Source organism: Streptomyces sp. NK15101, from assembly GCF_020400725.1.
Classification (GTDB): Bacteria; Actinomycetota; Actinomycetes; order Streptomycetales; family Streptomycetaceae; genus Streptomyces.
On sequence record NZ_JAINVG010000115.1, the window covers coordinates 1 to 18,751 of the forward strand.

16 protein-coding genes are annotated in these 18,751 nt (G+C 72.5%); 11 read left to right on the plus strand and 5 right to left on the minus strand.

Going from position 1 to position 18,751, the window contains the following annotated elements; all coding sequences use genetic code 11:
* A partial coding sequence (locus tag K7G60_RS35135; protein WP_225805019.1) for an ADP-ribosylglycohydrolase family protein occupies positions 1–855 on the minus strand: 855 nt, incomplete at its 3' end.
* Between the two features lie 248 nt (positions 856–1,103).
* Between K7G60_RS35135 and K7G60_RS35140 the strand changes: the two genes are divergently transcribed.
* From K7G60_RS35140 to K7G60_RS35150, 3 genes are all read left to right on the plus strand, one after another.
* Entirely contained in the window at positions 1,104–1,832 is a 729-nt protein-coding gene (locus K7G60_RS35140) for a VIT1/CCC1 transporter family protein (RefSeq protein WP_225805020.1), read from the plus strand.
* A gap of 500 nt (positions 1,833–2,332) precedes the next feature.
* Positions 2,333–6,892 (plus strand): glutamate synthase large subunit, encoded by a 4,560-nt coding sequence (gltB, locus tag K7G60_RS35145; protein ID WP_225805021.1) that lies wholly within the window; start codon positions 2,333–2,335, stop codon positions 6,890–6,892.
* Positions 6,885–8,345: a glutamate synthase subunit beta gene (locus K7G60_RS35150; RefSeq protein ID WP_225805022.1), complete on the plus strand. Its 1,461-nt coding sequence runs from the start codon at positions 6,885–6,887 to the stop codon at positions 8,343–8,345. Before gltB ends, K7G60_RS35150 begins: the two co-directional genes overlap by 8 nt.
* Positions 8,346–8,455: 110 nt before the next feature.
* Here K7G60_RS35150 and K7G60_RS35155 read toward each other — a convergent pair whose 3' ends face one another.
* Positions 8,456–9,571: an LLM class flavin-dependent oxidoreductase gene (locus K7G60_RS35155; RefSeq protein ID WP_225805023.1), complete on the minus strand. Its 1,116-nt coding sequence runs from the start codon at positions 9,569–9,571 to the stop codon at positions 8,456–8,458.
* Between the two features lie 95 nt (positions 9,572–9,666).
* Here K7G60_RS35155 and K7G60_RS35160 point away from each other — a divergent pair, with 95 nt between their 5' ends.
* A complete protein-coding gene (locus tag K7G60_RS35160; RefSeq protein ID WP_225805024.1) occupies positions 9,667–10,251 on the plus strand; it encodes a PadR family transcriptional regulator in 585 nt (194 codons plus the stop codon).
* Positions 10,242–10,961 carry a VWA domain-containing protein gene (locus K7G60_RS35165; RefSeq protein WP_225805025.1) on the plus strand — a complete coding sequence of 240 codons (720 nt, stop codon included), beginning with the start codon at positions 10,242–10,244 and terminating at the stop codon, positions 10,959–10,961. The genes K7G60_RS35160 and K7G60_RS35165 overlap by 10 nt, the downstream gene beginning before the upstream one ends.
* Here the strand turns inward: K7G60_RS35165 and K7G60_RS35170 are convergent.
* On the minus strand, positions 10,956–11,858 hold the full coding sequence (locus K7G60_RS35170) for an aldo/keto reductase (RefSeq protein WP_225805026.1): 903 nt from the start codon (positions 11,856–11,858) through the stop codon (positions 10,956–10,958). The genes K7G60_RS35165 and K7G60_RS35170 overlap by 6 nt on opposite strands.
* Positions 11,859–11,927: 69 nt before the next feature.
* Here K7G60_RS35170 and K7G60_RS35175 point away from each other — a divergent pair, with 69 nt between their 5' ends.
* The 5 genes from K7G60_RS35175 (at position 11,928) to K7G60_RS35195 (ending at position 15,984) form a co-directional block, all read left to right on the plus strand.
* Positions 11,928–12,302: a MerR family transcriptional regulator gene (locus K7G60_RS35175; RefSeq protein ID WP_225805027.1), complete on the plus strand. Its 375-nt coding sequence runs from the start codon at positions 11,928–11,930 to the stop codon at positions 12,300–12,302.
* 44 nt (positions 12,303–12,346) lie between these two features.
* The gene (locus K7G60_RS35180; RefSeq protein WP_225805028.1) at positions 12,347–12,727 is read left to right on the plus strand and encodes a VOC family protein; all 381 of its coding nucleotides are present in this window, start codon (positions 12,347–12,349) and stop codon (positions 12,725–12,727) included.
* Between the two features lie 79 nt (positions 12,728–12,806).
* Complete coding sequence (locus K7G60_RS35185; protein WP_225805029.1) at positions 12,807–13,331, plus strand: pyridoxamine 5'-phosphate oxidase family protein; 525 nt, start codon at positions 12,807–12,809, stop codon at positions 13,329–13,331.
* Between the two features lie 39 nt (positions 13,332–13,370).
* The gene (locus K7G60_RS35190) at positions 13,371–14,033 is read left to right on the plus strand and encodes a TetR/AcrR family transcriptional regulator (protein ID WP_225805030.1); all 663 of its coding nucleotides are present in this window, start codon (positions 13,371–13,373) and stop codon (positions 14,031–14,033) included.
* 190 nt (positions 14,034–14,223) lie between these two features.
* The gene (locus K7G60_RS35195) at positions 14,224–15,984 is read left to right on the plus strand and encodes a DEAD/DEAH box helicase (protein WP_225805031.1); all 1,761 of its coding nucleotides are present in this window, start codon (positions 14,224–14,226) and stop codon (positions 15,982–15,984) included.
* Here the strand turns inward: K7G60_RS35195 and K7G60_RS35200 are convergent.
* Both K7G60_RS35200 and K7G60_RS35205 read right to left on the minus strand, forming a co-directional pair.
* Positions 15,909–16,808: a tyrosine-protein phosphatase gene (locus K7G60_RS35200; protein WP_225805032.1), complete on the minus strand. Its 900-nt coding sequence runs from the start codon at positions 16,806–16,808 to the stop codon at positions 15,909–15,911. The two genes, K7G60_RS35195 and K7G60_RS35200, sit on opposite strands and share 76 nt — an antisense overlap.
* A gap of 228 nt (positions 16,809–17,036) precedes the next feature.
* Positions 17,037–17,558, minus strand: a complete 522-nt coding sequence (locus K7G60_RS35205) for a MarR family winged helix-turn-helix transcriptional regulator (protein ID WP_225805033.1) — start codon at positions 17,556–17,558, stop codon at positions 17,037–17,039.
* 113 nt (positions 17,559–17,671) lie between these two features.
* On the opposite strand from K7G60_RS35205, the gene K7G60_RS35210 reads away from it, so the two are divergent.
* The coding region (locus K7G60_RS35210; protein WP_225805034.1) for an MFS transporter at positions 17,672–18,751 on the plus strand (1,080 nt) is incomplete at its 3' end.

The window sequence follows — 18,751 nt, forward strand, 5'->3', positions numbered from 1 at the left end:
CTGCTTCGTACCCGCCACCGCCGCCGTCGTGTCGGCGTCGCGGCCCATGTTGACCGCGGTCAGGACCGCCGTACGGAAGTCCCCGCGGGCGGCGGCGAAGGCGCCGAACGCCAGGCCCACCGCCTCCGGGGCCAGGTCCGTCCAGGGGTAGCCGCCGATGACGACGGCCGAGCGGACCTGGCGCTCGCGGGTGAGCGGGTCCGGCTGGACGCGCTGGGCCGCGACGACCGCGCGGCGCAGCGAGCGGGCCGTCCACGAGTCCATGGGGACCACGGACAGGGCCGCCGCGATCACCGACGTCACCGTCGCCCCCGTCATGGCCGCCGCCACGCCCGCCGCCACCGCCTGGCCGCCGTAGATGCCCTCGCCGTCGTGGCTGACGCTGCCGTCGATCGCGACGAGCCGGGCCGCCTCCGCCGGGCGTCCGGCCGCGAAGACCCCGAAGGGGGCGGCCCGCATGGCCAGTCCGTCCGACCAGGCGTGGCGGTGCTGGGCGGAGATGGGGGCCGCCAGGCCCCGGCGGAGGTTCTCCAGGGTGCCGCGCTCGGAGAAGCCCGCGCCGCGGAAGGGTCCCTCGTCGAGGTCGGCGATCCAATGGTGCCAGGCCCGTTCGACGTGCTGGACGGTGAGGGCGGAGCCGTGCCGGGCGAGGAGCAGTGCCGAGAAGATGGCGTACTCCGTGTCGTCGGTGCCGGCCGGGCTGTCCGTCACGAAGCCTTCGATGCGGCCCCAGCGGCGGCGGATCTCGGAGGGCCGCAGGTTCTCGGCGGGCGCGCCGAGCGCGTCGCCGACGGCGAGGCCGAGGAGCGCTCCTCTCGCCCGTTCACGCGTGTCGCAGGCCGTGCTGGTCACCATCTCGCGCCCCTTCCTCGATGGGGCGCCGACAGCGGTGCCCCGATGCCTGGATCTGTGCCACCACGGGCCGCGAACTCGCCGAAGAAACGTCTCTGTCACCCGGCTGACACCTCGCCAGGTGAGGTCGCCCGCACTGAGGCGGGCCTTAGTAAGTACGGCCTGCCTTGCTGGCGAGCCCCTTACATCGGGCGTATTTTCGACGTGTTGGCGGCGGGTGCGTCCCGATCCGCCGGAACGAGGGGAGAGCCATGTCCATCATCGAAGCCCAGGCACCACTGCACGAGGCCCACCGCGACAACCACACGCACCGCGACGTGAACGGCGGTTGGCTGCGCCCGGCGGTGTTCGGCGCGATGGACGGACTCGTCTCCAACCTCGCCCTGATGACCGGTGTCGCCGGCGGCGCGGTCTCCTCCGGGACCGTCGCCGTCACCGGCCTCGCGGGCCTCGCGGCCGGCGCCTTCTCCATGGCGGCCGGCGAGTACACCTCCGTCGCCTCGCAGCGCGAGCTCGTCCAGGCGGAACTGGACGTCGAGCGCCGCCAGTTGCGCAAGCACCCGGTCGACGAGATGGAGGAGCTCGCCGCGCTCTACGTCTCCCGTGGCGTCGAGCCCGCGCTCGCCCGCGAGGTCGCGATGCAGCTGTCGAAGGACCCGGACCAGGCCCTGGAGATCCACGCCCGCGAGGAGCTCGGCATCGACCCGGACGACCTGCCGTCGCCGATGGTCGCCGCCGTGTCGTCCTTCGGCTCCTTCGCGCTCGGCGCGCTCCTCCCCGTCCTGCCGTACCTGCTCGGGGCGACCGCGCTCTGGCCGGCCGTGCTGCTCGCGCTCCTCGGGCTCTTCGCCTGCGGCGCCCTGGTGGCCCGGGTGACCGCCCGCGGCTGGCTCTTCAGCGGCATGCGCCAGCTCGCCCTGGGCGGGGCCGCCGCGGCCGTCACCTACGGGCTCGGCATGCTCTTCGGGGCCGCGTTGTAGCCCCCGGAGGCCGGTGCGGATTCCGTACCCACACAGAAGGCCGAGAGGTTCCCCTAAGGGGCCTCTCGGTCTTTTCGTGGCACCTTTTCGGGACATACGCTCCCCGAACGGCTGTGACGTATATCCCTGGTCCGATCCGCCGGGGCGATGAGACACTATGCAGGACGCCACATATGTAGCCGGTTACTCGGCGGTTTCGAACCCGTGACCAACGGGAAAGAGGCCTGAGCGCCACCGGGCAACGAAGCCCACTCCCAGCGGCGGCTCGCCGGAGTCCCGAAGAACCCCCGGACCCCCGATCCGTCCCCCGCGGGACAGTCCCTGTCGCCGCACCCCACAGGTGAACCCACACCACCGCTGCGTATCGGCGGTGTCCGCATGCTGGAATGAGCTATCCACTTCGCGAGAAGCCAGCCATCATGTAACCTGCACGAAATTTCGCGGAGGGCCAACGTCGTCCCTCGGCAGCTCCATATGCCACGACGACGACGGGAGAGCCGATGCGTTCCGACGCCTGGTCGCCCATGGACGGTCGCCCCGCTGCTCAGGGGATGTACGACCCCCGTAACGAACACGACGCCTGCGGTGTCGGGTTCGTGGCCACCCTCACCGGTGTGGCCAGCCATGCGCTGGTCGAGCAGGCGCTGACCGTACTGCGCAACCTCGAGCACCGAGGCGCCACCGGCTCCGAGCCCGACTCCGGCGACGGCGCCGGCATCCTGCTCCAGGTCCCGGACGCCTTCCTCCGCGAGGTCGCCGGATTCGAGCTCCCCGAGGCCGGCGCGTACGCCGTCGGCACCGCCTTCCTCCCCGAGGACGGCACCGACGAGACCGTCGCCAGGATCGAGGCGATCGCCGCCGAAGAGGGCCTGGACGTCCTCGGCTGGCGCGAGGTCCCCGTCGCCCCCGAGCTGCTCGGCGCCTCCGCCCGCGCCACCATGCCGGTCTTCCGCCAGCTCTTCGTCGCCGACGGCCGCAGCACCGGCATCGCGCTCGACCGCAAGGCCTTCGTCCTGCGCAAGCGCGCCGAGCGCGAGGCAGCGACGTACTTCCCGTCGCTCTCCGCCCGCACCCTCGTCTACAAGGGCATGCTGACCACCGGCCAGCTGGAGCCCTTCTTCCCGGACCTGTCGGACCGCCGCTGCGCCACCGCCGTGGCCCTGGTCCACTCCCGGTTCTCCACCAACACCTTCCCGAGCTGGCCGCTGGCCCACCCGTACCGCTTCGTCGCCCACAACGGTGAGATCAACACCGTCAAGGGCAACCGGAACTGGATGACCGCCCGCGAGGCACAGCTCGACTCCACGGCCTTCGGCGAGGGCTCGCTGGAGCGGATCTTCCCGATCTGCACCCCGGACGCCTCCGACTCGGCCTCCTTCGACGAGGTCCTGGAGCTCCTCCACCTCGGCGGCCGCTCCCTGCCGCACGCGGTCCTGATGATGGTCCCGGAGGCGTGGGAGAACCACGAGACCATGGACCCGGACCGCCGCGCCTTCTACCAGTACCACTCCACGCTGATGGAGCCCTGGGACGGCCCGGCCTGCGTCACCTTCACCGACGGCGTCCAGGTCGGCGCGGTCCTCGACCGCAACGGTCTGCGCCCCGGCCGCTACTGGGTCACCGACGAGGGCCTCGTCGTCCTCTCCTCCGAGGTCGGCGTCCTCGACATCGACCCCGCCAAGGTCGTCCGCAAGGGCCGCCTCCAGCCCGGCAAGATGTTCCTCGTCGACACCGCCGAGCACCGCATCGTCGAGGACGACGAGATCAAGGCCGCCCTCGCCGCCGAGCACCCCTACGCGGAGTGGCTGGAGACCGGCGAGATCGAGCTCTCCGACCTCCCCGAGCGCGAGCACATCGTGCACACCCACGCCTCGGTCACCCGCCGCCAGCAGACCTTCGGCTACACCGAGGAAGAGCTCCGCGTCATCCTCGCGCCGATGGCCCGCACGGGCGGCGAGCCGCTCGGCTCGATGGGCACGGACTCGCCCATCGCGGCCCTCTCGGCCCGCCCGCGGCTGCTCTTCGACTACTTCACCCAGCTCTTCGCGCAGGTCACGAACCCGCCGCTGGACGCCATCCGCGAAGAGCTCGTGACCTCGCTGCGCTCCTCGCTCGGCCCCGGCAGCAACCTGCTGGAGCCCACCGCCTCGTCGTGCCGCAGCGTCACCCTGCCCTTCCCGGTGATCGACAACGACGAGCTGGCCAAGCTCATCCACATCAACGCCGACGGCGACATGCCCGGCATGAAGGCCGCGACCCTCTCCGGCCTCTACCGGGTCTCCGGCGGCGGCGACGCCCTCGCCGCCCGCATCGAGGAGATCTGCGCCGAGGCCGACACCGCCATCGAGGGCGGCGCCCGCCTCATCGTGCTCTCCGACCGGCACTCCGACGCCGAGCACGCGCCGATCCCCTCGCTGCTGCTCACCGCGGCCGTCCACCACCACCTCATCCGCACCAAGCAGCGCACCAAGGTGGGTCTGCTCGTCGAGGCCGGTGACGTCCGCGAGGTCCACCACGTCGCCCTGCTCATCGGCTACGGCGCCGCGGCGGTCAACCCGTACCTCGCCATGGAGTCCGTCGAGGACCTGGTCCGCGCCGGCACCTTCATCGAGGGCCTGGAGCCCGAGCAGGCCATCCGGAACCTGATCTACGCCCTCGGCAAGGGCGTCCTCAAGGTCATGTCCAAGATGGGCATCTCCACCGTCGCCTCCTACCGCGGCGCCCAGGTCTTCGAGGCCGTCGGCCTCGACGAGACCTTCGTCGCCACGTACTTCAACGGCACGGCCACCAAGATCGGCGGCGCCGGTCTCGAGGTCATCGCCAAGGAGGTCGCCGCCCGCCACGCCAAGGCGTACCCCGTCTCCGGCGTCCCCTCGGCGCACCGCGCCCTGGAGATCGGCGGCGAGTACCAGTGGCGCCGTGAGGGCGAGCCGCACCTGTTCGACCCGGAGACCGTCTTCCGCCTGCAGCACGCCACGCGCACCAAGCGGTACGACATCTTCAAGAAGTACACGGAGCGGGTGAACGAGCAGTCCGAGCGCCTCATGACGCTCCGCGGCCTCTTCGGCTTCTCCTCGGACCGCCCCTCGATCCCCATCGACGAGGTCGAGCCGGTCTCCGAGATCGTCAAGCGCTTCTCCACCGGCGCCATGTCGTACGGCTCCATCTCCCAGGAGGCGCACGAGACGCTGGCCGTCGCCATGAACCGGCTGGGCGCCAAGTCCAACACCGGTGAGGGCGGCGAGGACCCGGAGCGCCTGTACGACCCCGAGCGCCGCTCCGCGATCAAGCAGGTCGCCTCCGGCCGCTTCGGCGTCACCAGCGAGTACCTGGTCAACGCGGACGACATCCAGATCAAGATGGCCCAGGGCGCCAAGCCCGGCGAGGGCGGCCAGCTGCCCGGCCACAAGGTCTACCCGTGGGTCGCCAAGACGCGTCACTCGACGCCCGGCGTCGGCCTCATCTCGCCGCCGCCGCACCACGACATCTACTCCATCGAGGACCTGGCCCAGCTGATCCACGACCTCAAGAACGCCAACCCGGTCGCCCGCATCCACGTGAAGCTGGTCTCCGAGGTCGGCGTCGGCACGGTCGCCGCAGGTGTCTCCAAGGCCCACGCGGACGTCGTCCTCATCTCCGGCCACGACGGCGGAACGGGCGCCTCCCCGCTGACCTCGCTGAAGCACGCGGGCGGCCCCTGGGAGCTCGGCCTCGCCGAGACCCAGCAGACGCTGCTGCTCAACGGCCTGCGCGACCGGATCGTCGTCCAGACCGACGGTCAGCTGAAGACCGGCCGTGACGTGGTCATCGCCGCGCTGCTCGGCGCCGAGGAGTTCGGTTTCGCGACCGCGCCGCTCGTCGTCTCCGGCTGCGTCATGATGCGCGTCTGCCACCTCGACACCTGCCCGGTCGGCATCGCCACCCAGAACCCGGTCCTGCGCGACCGCTTCTCCGGCAAGGCCGAGTTCGTCGTCAACTTCTTCGAGTTCATCGCCGAGGAGGTCCGCGAGCTCCTCGCCGAGCTGGGCTTCCGCACCCTCGAAGAGGCCGTCGGCCACGCCGAGCTGCTCGACACCAGCCGCGCGGTCAGGCACTGGAAGGCGCAGGGCCTCGACCTGGAGCCGCTCTTCTTCGTGCCGGAGCTGCCCGAGGGCGCGGTCCGCCACGCCCGGGTCGAGCAGGACCACGGCCTGGAGAAGGCCCTCGACAACGAGCTGATCCAGCTCGCCGCCGAGGCCCTGAACGCGCCCTCCGCCGAGGAGGCCCAGCCGGTCCGCGCCCAGGTCGCGATCCGCAACATCAACCGCACGGTCGGCACCATGCTCGGCCACGAGGTGACGAAGAAGTTCGGCGGCGCCGGCCTCCCCGCCGACACCATCGACATCACCTTCACCGGCTCCGCCGGCCAGTCCTTCGGGGCCTTCCTGCCGGCCGGCGTCACCCTCCGCCTGGAGGGCGACGCCAACGACTACGTCGGCAAGGGCCTCTCCGGCGGCCGTGTGATCGTCCGCCCGGACCGGGGCGCCGACCACCTGGCCGAGTACTCGACCATCGCGGGCAACACCATCGGCTACGGCGCGACCGGCGGCGAGCTGTTCCTCCGCGGCCGCACCGGCGAGCGCTTCTGCGTCCGCAACTCCGGAGCCCTGGTCGTCTCGGAGGGCGTGGGCGACCACGGCTGCGAGTACATGACCGGCGGCACGGCGGTCGTCCTCGGCGAGACCGGCCGCAACTTCGCGGCCGGCATGTCGGGCGGTGTCGCCTACGTGATCGACCTCGACCGGGAAAACGTCAACTCCGGGAACCTGGAGGCGATCGAGGCCCTGTCCGACACCGACAAGGCGTGGCTGCACGACGTCGTGCGCCGCCACTTCGAGGAGACCGGCTCCACGGTCGCCGAGAAGCTCCTCGCCGACTGGGACGCCGCGGCGGCCCGGTTCAGCAAGATCATCCCCACCACGTACAAGGCCGTGCTCGCCGCCAAGGACGCCGCTGAGCTCGCCGGTCTCTCCGAGACCGAGACCACCGAGAAGATGATGGAGGCTGCGTCCCATGGCTGACCCCAAGGGCTTCCTGACCACCGGGCGCGAAGTCGCCCAGACCCGACCGGTGGGCGAGCGCGTCAGGGACTGGAACGAGGTCTACGTCCCCGGCTCCCTGCTGCCGATCATCAGCAAGCAGGCCGGCCGCTGCATGGACTGCGGCATCCCGTTCTGCCACAACGGCTGTCCCCTCGGGAACCTGATCCCCGAGTGGAACGACTACGCGTACCGCGAGGACTGGTCGGCGGCGCAGGAGCGGCTGCACGCCACCAACAACTTCCCGGAGTTCACCGGCCGCCTGTGCCCGGCTCCGTGCGAGTCCGCGTGCGTGCTCGGCATCAACCAGCCGGCCGTCACCATCAAGAACGTCGAAGTCTCCATCATCGACAAGGCCTGGGACGGAGGCGACGTCAAGCCGCAGGCGCCCGAGCGCCTCTCCGGCAAGACCGTCGCCGTCATCGGCTCCGGCCCGGCCGGTCTCGCCGCCGCCCAGCAGCTGACCCGGGCCGGCCACACCGTCGCCGTCTACGAGCGCGCGGACCGCATCGGCGGCCTCCTCCGGTACGGCATCCCCGAGTTCAAGATGGAGAAGCGGCACATCAACCGCCGCATCGAGCAGATGCGCGCGGAGGGCACCAAGTTCCGCACGGGCGTCGAGATCGGCCGCGACATGCCGGCGACGGCGCTGCGCAACCGGTACGACGCGGTCGTCATCGCCGCCGGTGCCACCACCGCCCGCGACCTGCCCGTCCCGGGCCGGGAGCTGAACGGCATCCACCAGGCGATGGAGTACCTGCCGCTCGCCAACAAGGTCGTCGAGGGCGACTTCGTGGCCCCGCCGATCACCGCCGAGGGCAAGCACGTCGTCGTCATCGGCGGCGGCGACACCGGCGCGGACTGCGTCGGTACGGCGCACCGCCAGGGCGCGGCCTCGGTCACGCAGCTGGAGATCATGCCGAAGCCGGGCGAGGAGCGCAGCGCCGGCCAGCCCTGGCCGACCTTCCCCATGCTCTACAAGGTCACCTCGGCGCACGAGGAGGGCGGCGAGCGGGTCTACTCCGTCTCCACCACCCACTTCGAGGGCGACGAGGACGGCAACGTCCAGTTCCTCCACCTCGTCGAGGTCGAGTTCGTCGACGGCAAGCTGACCCAGAAGCCGGGCACGGAGCGGAAGATCCCCGCCCAGTTGGTCACGCTCGCGATGGGCTTCACCGGCACGGACGTGGAGAACGGCCTGGTCGCGCAGTTCGGCCTGGAGCTGGACGAGCGGGGCAACATCGCCCGTGACGCGGACTTCGCCACCAACGTCGACGGCGTGTTCGTCGCCGGTGACGCCGGCCGCGGCCAGTCCCTCATCGTCTGGGCCATCGCCGAGGGCCGTTCCGCCGCCCGCGGCGTGGACCGCTACCTGACCGGCGCCAGCTCCCTGCCGGCCCCGATCCGCCCGACGGACCGTGCCCTGACGGTCTGATCCCGCCGGATCCCCCGAACGTCCCGTACAACGGCGTGCGGAACTGAGCGCAGCGCTCGCCCTTCCTGTCCCCGACCGGACGACCTGGGCGGGCGCTGCGGTGCGTGTGGTCAGAGGGCGCGGAAGCGGGGGATGACCCTCGCGCCCCACTGGCGGATCGTCTCCAGGCAGACCTCCTGCGGCACCGTGCCCATCTGGATGAGGCACATCACCTCGTCGACGCCGATCTCCCGGAGCCGTTCGACGTGGGCGACCGCGGTGGCCGCGTCCCCGTAGGCGTGGTCCGTGTTGTACGTGCCCGTGTCGACCGGACGGACGGGGACGTCCGCCTCGTGCAGCCGGGCGATCAGTCGCCGCCGCTTCTCGTCGAGCGCGCCCGTGTGGTCCTCGTCCTCCGCGTAGCCCGTGGGGGCGGGGGCCCCGCCGTACCAGTGCGCGATCGACTCGGCGAAGAAGCGCTGGCCCCGGGTGCCGAGCCGGAGGGCGCGGGAGGCGTCGTCGAGGACGATCGTCGGGCAGAGGACGGAGAAGTGGTCGTTGACCTCGGTGGAGACGAACCGGGACCCGTCCCGCGCGCCGATCGCCTCGTCGTACACCGCGCGCATCGCCCGGACGTCGTCGGCGCCGGCGAAGCCCATCACCAGGGCGCCGATGCCGAGTTCGGCGGCCTGCCGGAGCGACTCGTGCCGGGAGCAGGCCATGAAGAGCGGCGGGTGGGGCGTCTGCACGGGGCGGGGCAGGACCGCGCCGGGGCCGATGTCGAGGGTGCCGTGCCACTCGAACTCCGGCTCCCGCCAGGCCGCGGCGAAGATCTGCAGGGCCTCCTCGGTCTGCGGACGGGTGTCCTCCGGGCGCACCCCGAACATCCGGGTCTCCTGGCGGGTCGCACCCCGGCCGGCGCCCACGTCGACCCGGCCCCCGGAGAGCACGTCGAGCATGGCGGCGCGTTCGGCGACCCGGACCGGGTGCTGGTAGCCGAAGGGCATGGTGACCACGCCGTGGCCGACGCGGATGGTCCGGGTGCGGGCGGCGACCCAGGCCAGGAAGATCTCGGACGCGGTCATGTGGGCGTACCGGACGAGGGAGTGGTGCTCGACCGCCCAGATCCGGTCGAAGCCCATCTCCTCGGCCAGGACGGCCTGTTCGACGCAGTCGTGGAGGACCTGGCGCTCGCGGTCGGGGGTCGGGTCGACGAGCTGGGCTTCGAAGATCATGGAGAACTTCACGGGCGCTCCTCCCCGGGGGCAGGCCTTCTCTATGCCTAATAGAAATACTTCTAGCAGGCACAGGGGGAGGAAGGAAGGGCCGTAGACTGCCGTCCGTGGTGGACCAAGAGAGCGTGCCGGGGCTTCCCGCGACCAGCTGGGCCGTACTCGGACTGCTGTCCCACGGACGGGAGTTGTCCGGCTACGACGTCAAGAAGTGGGCCGACCGGTCCCTCGGCCTCTTCTACTGGAGCCCGTCCTTCAGCCAGGTCTACAGCGAGCTGAAGCGCCTGGAGAACAGCGGCTACGCCACCTCGCGGCTCGTCGCCCCCGAGGCCGGCACCCGCGACAAGCGCGTCTACCGCATCACCGACGAGGGCCTCGCCGCCGTCCGCGCCTGGGCCCGCACCGCCCCCCTCGACCCGCCCGTCCTGAAGCACGGCCCGATGCTGCGGCTCTGGCTCGGCCACCTCCTCGAACCCGAGCGGATGCGGGAGATCCTGGCCGGGCACCGGGAGTACGCCGAGCGGATGCGGGCGCGCGCCGAGGCGGACGTCGCGGACGCGGGGGCGGACGAGGCGTGGGCGTACCCGCGGCTCACCCTCAAGTGGGCCGAGCGGTACTACACAGCCGAGCGCGACCTGGCCGACGCCATGCTCGCGGACATCGAGGAGTTGGAGGGGGAACGGCCATGGCACTGAGCCTGCGGAAGGTCGAGGAGACCGCACCCGCGCTGGTGAGTCTCTACAAGGAGGCCGGAGCCTCACTGCAGCGGCACGGGATCAACGGACAGCGGGTCGCCGTCTACCTCGTCGTCGACTACTCGGGCTCCATGAAGCCGTACTACGCCAACGGCACCGTGCAGGCCCTCGCCGACCGGGTCCTCGGGCTCTCCGCGCACCTCGACGACGACGGACGGGTGCCGGTGGTCTTCTTCTCCACCGACATCGACGCGGAGACCGACATCCGGCTCGACGACCACGCCGGCCGGATCGACCGGATCGTCGCCGGGCTCGGCCACATGGGGAAGACGAGCTACCACCTCGCCATGGACGCCGTCATCGACCACTACCTGGACAGCGGCTCCACCGCGCCCGCGCTCGTCGTCTTCCAGACCGACGGAGGGCCGATCAACAAGCTCGCCGCCGAGAGGTACGTCTGCAAGGCGGCCCGGCTGCCGATCTTCTGGCAGTTCATCGGCTTCGGCGACCCCGGCAGCCGGCAGTTCGAGTTCCTGCGCAGGCTCGACGAACTGGACGTGCCGGGGAAGCGGCCCCTGGACAACGCCGGCTTCTTCCACGCGGGCCAGGACCCGAGCCGGGTCCCGGACGCGGAGCTGTACGACCGGCTCGTCTCCGAGTTCCCCGCCTGGCTCGCCGCCGCCCGGGCCCAGGGCGTCGTCCGGTCATGAGGCCCCGGTCCCGCTGCCGAGGCGGGCGAACTGCTCCTCGGTGAGGGCGACGTCGAGCGCGCCCAGGTTCTCCACCAGGTGCGCCGCCGAGGACGTGCCCGGGATCGGGAGGACGTGCGGGGCCCGGTGCAGGAGCCAGGCCAGGGCCGTCTGGGACGGGGTCGCGCCGATCTCGCGGGCGACCCGGGCGACCGGTCCGTCCGGACCCGCGTGCCCGCCCATGGCGACCGGGAAGAACGGGACGAACGCGATCCCGCGCCCCGCGGTGTGCTCGACGACGGCCTCGTGGTCGCGGTTCGCCAGGTTGTAGAGGTTCTGCACGGCCGCGACCGGGGCGACCGCCTCGGCCTCCTCCAGCTGGGCGACCGTCACCTCCGAGAGCCCGATGTGCCGGACCTTGCCCTCCTCCTGGAGCCGCTTCAGGGCCCCCACCTGCTCGGCCACCGGGAAGTTCTCGTCGAGGCGGTGCAGATGGAGCAGGTCGATCCGCTCCGTGCGCAGCCGGCGCAGGCTCAACTCGGCCTGCTGGCGCAGATAGGCGGGGTGACCGAGCGGCACCCACTCGGTGGGGGAGGGCCGGACCACGCCGACCTTGGTGGCCACCGCGACCCCGTCGCCGTACGGGTGCAGCGCCTCGGCGAGCAGCTCCTCGCCGGCCCCCAGGGCGTACGCGTCGGCGGTGTCGAAGAGGGTGACGCCCGCCTCGGCGGCCGTCCGCAGCAGCCGCACCGCCGCCGCCCGGTCGGCCGGCGGCGTCCAGATGCGCGCCTCCGGGCCGGTCGGGTCGCCGGGGCCGTCGGCGAGTCGCATCGTGCCGTACCCGACACGCCGGACCGGGAGGTCGCCGCCGAGCCGGAATATCTTCGTGTCGATGGAGGGGTTCGTGGTGTTCGTCATGCCCGGGACCGTAGGAGCTCGCACGGATGTGAGGTTCAAGCGCGGACGGGCGGATGTGAGGGGGGTCACATGAAGATCGGTGAGCTGGCGCGCGAGACCGGGGTGAGCGTCCGGCTGCTCCGCTACTACGAGGAGCAGGGTCTCCTCGACTCGGAGCGCACCCCCGGCGGACAGCGGGTCTACGGCCCCGACGCCCCCGCCGTCGTACGCCGCATCCGGGCCCTTCTCGGCGCCGGACTGCCGACCCGGATCATCGCCGAGGTCCTCGACTGCGTCTGCGGCAGCGAGGCGGAGATCGAGCCCTGCCTCAGCCCGCTGCTCGTCGCACAGCTCGACGCCATCGACGAGAAGATCCACGATCTCCAGGGCGCCCGCTCCTCGCTCGCCGCGCTCGTGGCGGCGACGGAGGGGAGACGACTCGCCGGCACGGACCGGGAGCCGTGAAATCCGGTGGCTCCGGGGCGCGGGCGCGGGCGACCATGGCGTCCATGAGCTCTCTCGTGCGACACACGACCATCGACTGCGCCGACGCCTATGCCCTGGCGAGCTTCTGGGCGAAGGCCCTCGACTCCCGGGTCTCCGACGACGACAAGCCCGGCGACCCGGAGGCGCTCGTCGAGTCCCCCGGCGCGAACCTCCTCTTCATCCAGGTCCCCGAGGGGAAGACGGTGAAGAACCGCGTCCACCTCGACCTCCAGCCGCAGGACCGCACCCGTGACGAGGAGGTCGAGCGGCTGCTCGCCCTCGGCGCCACGCTCTTCGAGGACCACCGGAACCCGGACGGCACCGGCTGGGCGACGCTGAGGGACCCGGAGGGCAACGAGTTCTGCGTGGAGCGCAGCAAGGCGGAGCGCGCGGCGACCTCCTGAACCCATGAGCGGGTCCGGAGCAATCCGGACAGTGGTTGTCGGGTACCCGGTGTTTCCTGGATCCATGGGAGACACAGCCATGGGAGACACAGCCGTGGGAGACACCGGAACCACCTGGCCGGCCTTCGAGGCCGCCGACCCCGAACTCGCCGCGACCGTGCGGGAGCGCTTCGGGCAGTACGCCCACCACGCCCTCGCCACCGTCCGCAGGGACGGCTCGCCGCGCCTCAGCGGCATCGAGGCCGACTTCCGCGGCGGGGAGCTCTGGCTCGGGATGATGCCGAACTCCCGCAAGGCGCTGGACCTGCGCCGCGACCCCCGGTTCGCGCTGCTCGCCAACCCGGGTCCCGGCACCGACATGGGCGGCGGGGACGTCCGGATCTCCGGTCGGGCGGTCGAGGTCACCGACCGGGAGGCCCTGGACCGGTACGCGGCCGAGGCGGGCGCGCCGCAGCCCTTCCACCTCTTCCGGGTGGAGCCGACCGAGGTCGTACGGACCTGGGTGGACGGCGAGGAGATCTGCTTCCGCAGCTGGGCGCCGGGACGCCCGACGCGGACGCTCCGGCGCGGCAACGACGACAGCCCGCCGCGGCAGGACCCCTGATGCGGGGGCGAGCCGGCGGGCGGGGGCCAGAATGGGCACGTGCCGAACACTGCAAGCAAGAAGAAGACCCAAGTGAGCGGGGGGCCCGAGCGGCGCCGTGAACTCCTCGACACGGCGGCCGAGGTGTTCGCCGCCCAGGGGTACAACGCCACCACCGTCCGCAAGATCGCGGACGCCGCCGGGATGCTCGCCGGCAGCCTCTACTACCACTTCGACTCCAAGGAGTCGATGCTCGACGAGATCCTCTCCACCTTCCTGAACGAGCTGTGGGAGGGGTACGACGCCGTCCTCGGCGCCGGGCTCGGCCCCCGCGAGACCATCGAGGCCCTCGTCACCGAGTCCTTCCGGGAGATCGACCGGCACCGCGCCGCCGTCGCCATCTACCAGAAGGAGTCCCTGCACCTCGTCGACCAGCCCCGCTTCGGCTACCTCGTCGACTCGCAGCGCAGGTTCGAGGAGGCCTGGCTCGGGACCCTGGAGCGCGGCGTCGCGGAGGGGGTCTTCCGCGCCGACCTCGACGTCCGCCTGACCTACCGCTTCGTGCGCGACACCGTCTGGGTCGCCGCGTCCTGGTACCGGCCGGGCGGACAGCACAGCCCGGAGGAGATCGCCCGCCAGTACCTGTCGATGGTCCTGGACGGAATCGCCGTACGCGGTCCCGAGGGGGCCGGGGACCGGGGGGCAGGGGCGGGAAGGTCCTGAGGCGCACTATTGTTCCTGTAGACATCCGGGACCTGTATCGCGAGTCCCGGGAGAGACAGCCGGGGCTCGTGTCGCGAGTCCCGGAACAGACAGCCGGGGCCCGTATCTCGTGTTCCGGGCGGTACAGCCGGGGCCCGCATCGCGCAGGTGCGGGCCCCGGCTGTGCCGCGCACCGGCCAGGAAGGCACGAATGACCCGCTCCGAACGCCCCCGCAAGCGCGGCCCCCGCACCGCCCAGGCGAAGTCCACGTCCCAGCCGAAGGGCCCCCGCGGCGGCCGTCGTCCCGCCGCGCCCCCGCCGCCGCAGGAGTTCACTCCGCCGGAGACGGTGACGCCCGCGCTGCCGCCCGTGGCCTCCTTCGAGGACCTGGACATGCCGGCCGCGCTGCTGCGGACGCTCACCGAGCAGGGCGTCACCGAGCCCTTCCCGATCCAGGCCGCGACCCTGCCGAACTCGATCGCCGGGCGCGACGTCCTCGGCCGGGGGCGCACCGGCTCCGGCAAGACCCTCGCCTTCGGCCTCGCGCTCCTCGCCCGCACCGCCGGCCGCCGCGCCGAGCCGACCGCGCCCCTGGCGCTGGTCCTGGTGCCGACCCGTGAGCTCGCCCAGCAGGTGACCGACGCCCTCACGCCGTACGCCTCCGCGCTGCGGCTGCGGATCACCACGGTCGTCGGCGGCATGTCGATCTCCCGGCAGTCCTCGTCCCTCCGGCGCGGCGCGGAGGTCCTCATCGCCACGCCGGGCCGGCTCCACGACCTCATCGAGCGGGGCGACTGCCGCCTGGACCAGGTCGCCGTCACCGTCCTCGACGAGGCCGACCAGATGGCCGACATGGGCTTCCTGCCGCAGGTCACGAAGCTGCTGAAGCAGGTCGAGCCGGGCGGGCAGCGGCTGCTGTTCTCCGCGACCCTCGACCGGAACATCGACAAGCTCGTCAAGATGTTCCTCGACGACCCGGTCGTGCACTCCGTCGACCCCTCGGCCGGCGCGGTGACCACGATGGAGCACCACCTGCTCTACGTGCAGGACGAGACCGACAAGAAGGCCGTCACGCTGCGGATCGCGGCCCGCGACGGCCGGACGATCCTCTTCCTGGACACCAAGCGGTCCGTGGACCGGCTGGTCAAGCGGCTGCTCGCCAACGGCGTCCGGGCCTCCGGGCTGCACGGCGGCCGTTCGCAGCCGCAGCGCAACCGGACCCTGGACCAGTTCAAGACCGGTCAGGTCACCACGCTGGTCGCGACGAACGTGGCGGCCCGAGGCATCCACGTGGACGACCTCGACATGGTCGTGAACGTCGACCCGCCGATCGACCACAAGGACTATCTGCACCGGGGCGGCCGCACCGCCCGCGCCGGCGAGTCCGGCAGCGTCTTCACGCTGGTCCTGCCCGAGCAGAAGCGGGACATGGGCCGGCTGATGTCGAACGCGGGCATCAGCCCCCGCACGGCGCAGATCAAGTCCAGCGACGAGGAGCTCGCCGAGCTCACCGGCGCCCGGGAGCCCTCGGGCGTCCCCGTCGTCATCGAGGTCCCGCAGCCGACCCCGCCGCGCAAGGCGGCGGGAGCCGCCGGCGCGGGCGGCTCCCGCCGTCGCCGCCGTCCCTCCTCCGCCGGTGCTCCGAGCGGCGGTACGGGCACGGGCGCGGCGGGCTCGGGTCGCGCTTCCGGCCCGTCCACCGGGCGGGCGTCCGGCTCCGCCACCACGGTCCGGGGCTCCGGTTCCGGGGCGCCGACGGGCCGGGGCACGGGCGGCACGGGCGGCTCCGGACGGGCGGCGGCCGGTGCGGGACGCGGCTCGGGCGCGGGCCGGGGTGCCGGTTCCGGGGCGGGCGCCGGGCGCGGTGCGACGGCCGGCGCCGGCCGGAGCGGACGTCAGGCGTCGGGCACCAGCCGCTCGCGGAGCGCCGCCAGCTCGCGCAGCTCCAGGCCGAGGCCGACCGACACGTAACGGAAGAGGCTGCCGTAGGAGGCGCGGACCTGGTCGAGGGCGGTGTCCAGGTACTCGGCCCGCACCTCCTGCAGCGGCACGATCAGCTCCGGGTTCTGCATGAGCCCGCTCTGCTTCAGTCCCTCCCGCACGCGCGCGTCGTACGCGGCGCGGAAGGTGTTGGAGGCCAGGTAGTCCGCGCGGGCGGAGGTCTCGGGCACCCCGAGCAGGGTGAGCAGGAGCCAGCTCGTCCAGCCGGTGCGGTCCTTGCCGGAGGTGCAGTGCAGGAGCAGCGGCCCCCGGCGGGGATCGGCCAGGTCCCGCAGGGTGGCGGCGAGGGCGGCCCGGTTCGCGGGGTCGGTGACGAAGGTGCGGTACACCTCGCGCATGAAGGCGGCGGCCCGGCCGTCGCCGAGCATCTCCTCCTGCCGCACCGGGTCGCGGGAGCCGATCGCCGCCATCAGCTGCCCGAAGAGGCCGTTGTCGGTGACGGGCCGGGCGACCGGGACCGCGCCCGCGGGCAGCCGGTCGGCGCCGTCGTGCCCGACCTCCATGGGGATCCGCAGGTCGACGACGGTGCCGAGGCCGAGTCCGGCGAGGGTGACGAGGTCGGCGTCGGTGAGCTTGGCGAGGTGGTCGCCCCGGTAGGCGAGGCCGTGCCGGACCCGGGCGCCGTCGTAGGTGACGTACCCCCCGAGGTCGCGGACGTTGACCGCGCCCTGGAGCGGGATCTGCCGGATCGTGCCGGCGGCCGTGGAGCGGGGGCGGGCGAGGGCGGGCGGTGCGGCGCCGAGGAGCAGCGCCGCACCGGTGGTGGTGAGCAGGGCACGTCGGGACAGGGGCATGGCTGGGCTCCCTTGCGGACTGACGGACGTACGGACGGTGGCCGTACGGCTGACGGACTCGGGGGGACAGCCGTGGGCGGACGGGCCCGCGGAGCCGCTCCTCCACCTAACGTTAGTTAGGTGACTTGCTGGCGAGGAAGGTAGCAGCCGGGAGGCCCGAAGGGGAGGGGTGTGCGGACCCGGGTGTGCGGGCCCGCGCGGCGAGGTGCCCGGGCGTCCGGGCCGCCGCTACTCCGCGAGGCGCTTGGTCGCGGCGCGCTGGCGTTCGGTCGCGCCCGTCAGGAAGCGGGTGATCGTCGCCAGTTCCTCGGTCGTGAACTCCTCGTAGAGCTCGTGCACCTCGCGTGCCCAGTCGTCGAAGAGCGGGGCGAGCTCGGCCAGCTTCTCGGGGCGGGGCTCGACGAGCACCCGGCGCTTGTCCGTCGGGTGCTTCACCCTGCGCACGAAGCCCTTGCGCTCCAGGCGGTCGACGAGCCCGGTGACGGAGGCGGGGGCCAGGCCCGAGTGCTCGGCCAGCTCCTTGGCGGTGAGGGGGCCGTGCCGTTCGAGCAGGTCGAGCGTCTTGGTCTCGGTGGCGCCCAGGTCCTGCTGGGCCGCGATCGCCGAGTGGAAGGCGACGGAGGCGGCGCTGGAGTCCCGGCCGGCGGCGGTGAGGGCGGCGATGACCGCGTCCCGCTCCCGGCCCTGCCCGCTTTCCCGGCCCTGCCCGCTTTCCCGGTCCTGCCCGCTTCCCTGGCCCCGCTCGCTCATGGCGGCAGCGTAGCAAAATTCATTTCGTTCGACCGAACGAAACACTTGCGATCACGGGGGAGGGCGTGCCACTTTTATTTCGTTCGCCCGAACGAAATAAATGGAGGGTGGAGATGTCCACGACCGTCACGACCGCCGCCACCGGCGACCCGTTCACCGTCCACCCGCGCCGCTGGGCCGCCGCCGTCGTCATGATGGTCGCCGCCCTGATGGACCTCGTGGACGTCACCATCGTCAACGTCGCCCTGCCCTCCCTCGGGCACGGGCTCGGCGCCTCCGAGAGCGCCCTCCAGTGGACCGTCTCCGCCTACCTCCTGGGCTTCGCCGCGACCCTCGTCGTCGCCGGGCGGCTCGGCGACCGGTACGGCCGCAAGGCGCTCTTCCTGGCCGGCACCGCCGGCTTCGGCCTCGCGAGCCTCGCCTGCGGCGTCGCCCAGAGCCCCGGCCAGCTGATCGCGGCCCGCGCCGCCCAGGGCGTCACCGCCGCCGTGCTCATGCCCCAGGTCCTCGGCTCCTTCCAGAGCCTCTTCCGGGGCAAGGACCGCGGCAAGGTCTTCGGGATGTACGGGGCGGTGGCCGGCTTCGCCTCCGCGATCGGGCTGCTGCTCGGCGGGGTCCTCACCGACGCCGACCTCTTCGGGCTCGGCTGGCGCAGCGTCTTCCTGGTCAACGTGCCCGTCGCCGCCCTCACCCTCGCCGCCGCCGTCGTCCTCGTCCCCGAAACCCGGGAGCGCGCCGCCGCCCGGCCCCCGGTGCTCGGCAGCCTCGTCCTCGCCGCCGGACTCGTCGCCGTCGTCCTGCCGCTCGTCCAGGGCCGCGGCTGGGGCTGGCCGCCCTGGGGCTGGGGCCTCCTCGCGGCCGGCGCCCTCACGGTCGCCGCGGTCGCCGTACGCGGCTCGGTGCTGCCCCCGCGCGTCTTCACCGTCCCGGCCTTCTCCTACGGCCTGGCCGTCCAGCTCCTCTTCGCCTTCGGCATGCAGGGCTTCTTCCTGGTCCTCGCGATCTGGCTGCAGGGCGGCCAGGGATACACCCCCACCCAGGCGGGCGTCCTGATGGCCGCCTTCTCGGCGGGCGGCTTCCTCACGGCCCCGGCCGCCGAACCGCTCGCCGTCAGGCTCGGCCGGTACGTCCCGGTCGCGGGCGCGCTCCTGATGGCCGGGGGCTACGGCTGGGTCTGGTACGCCATGGAGACC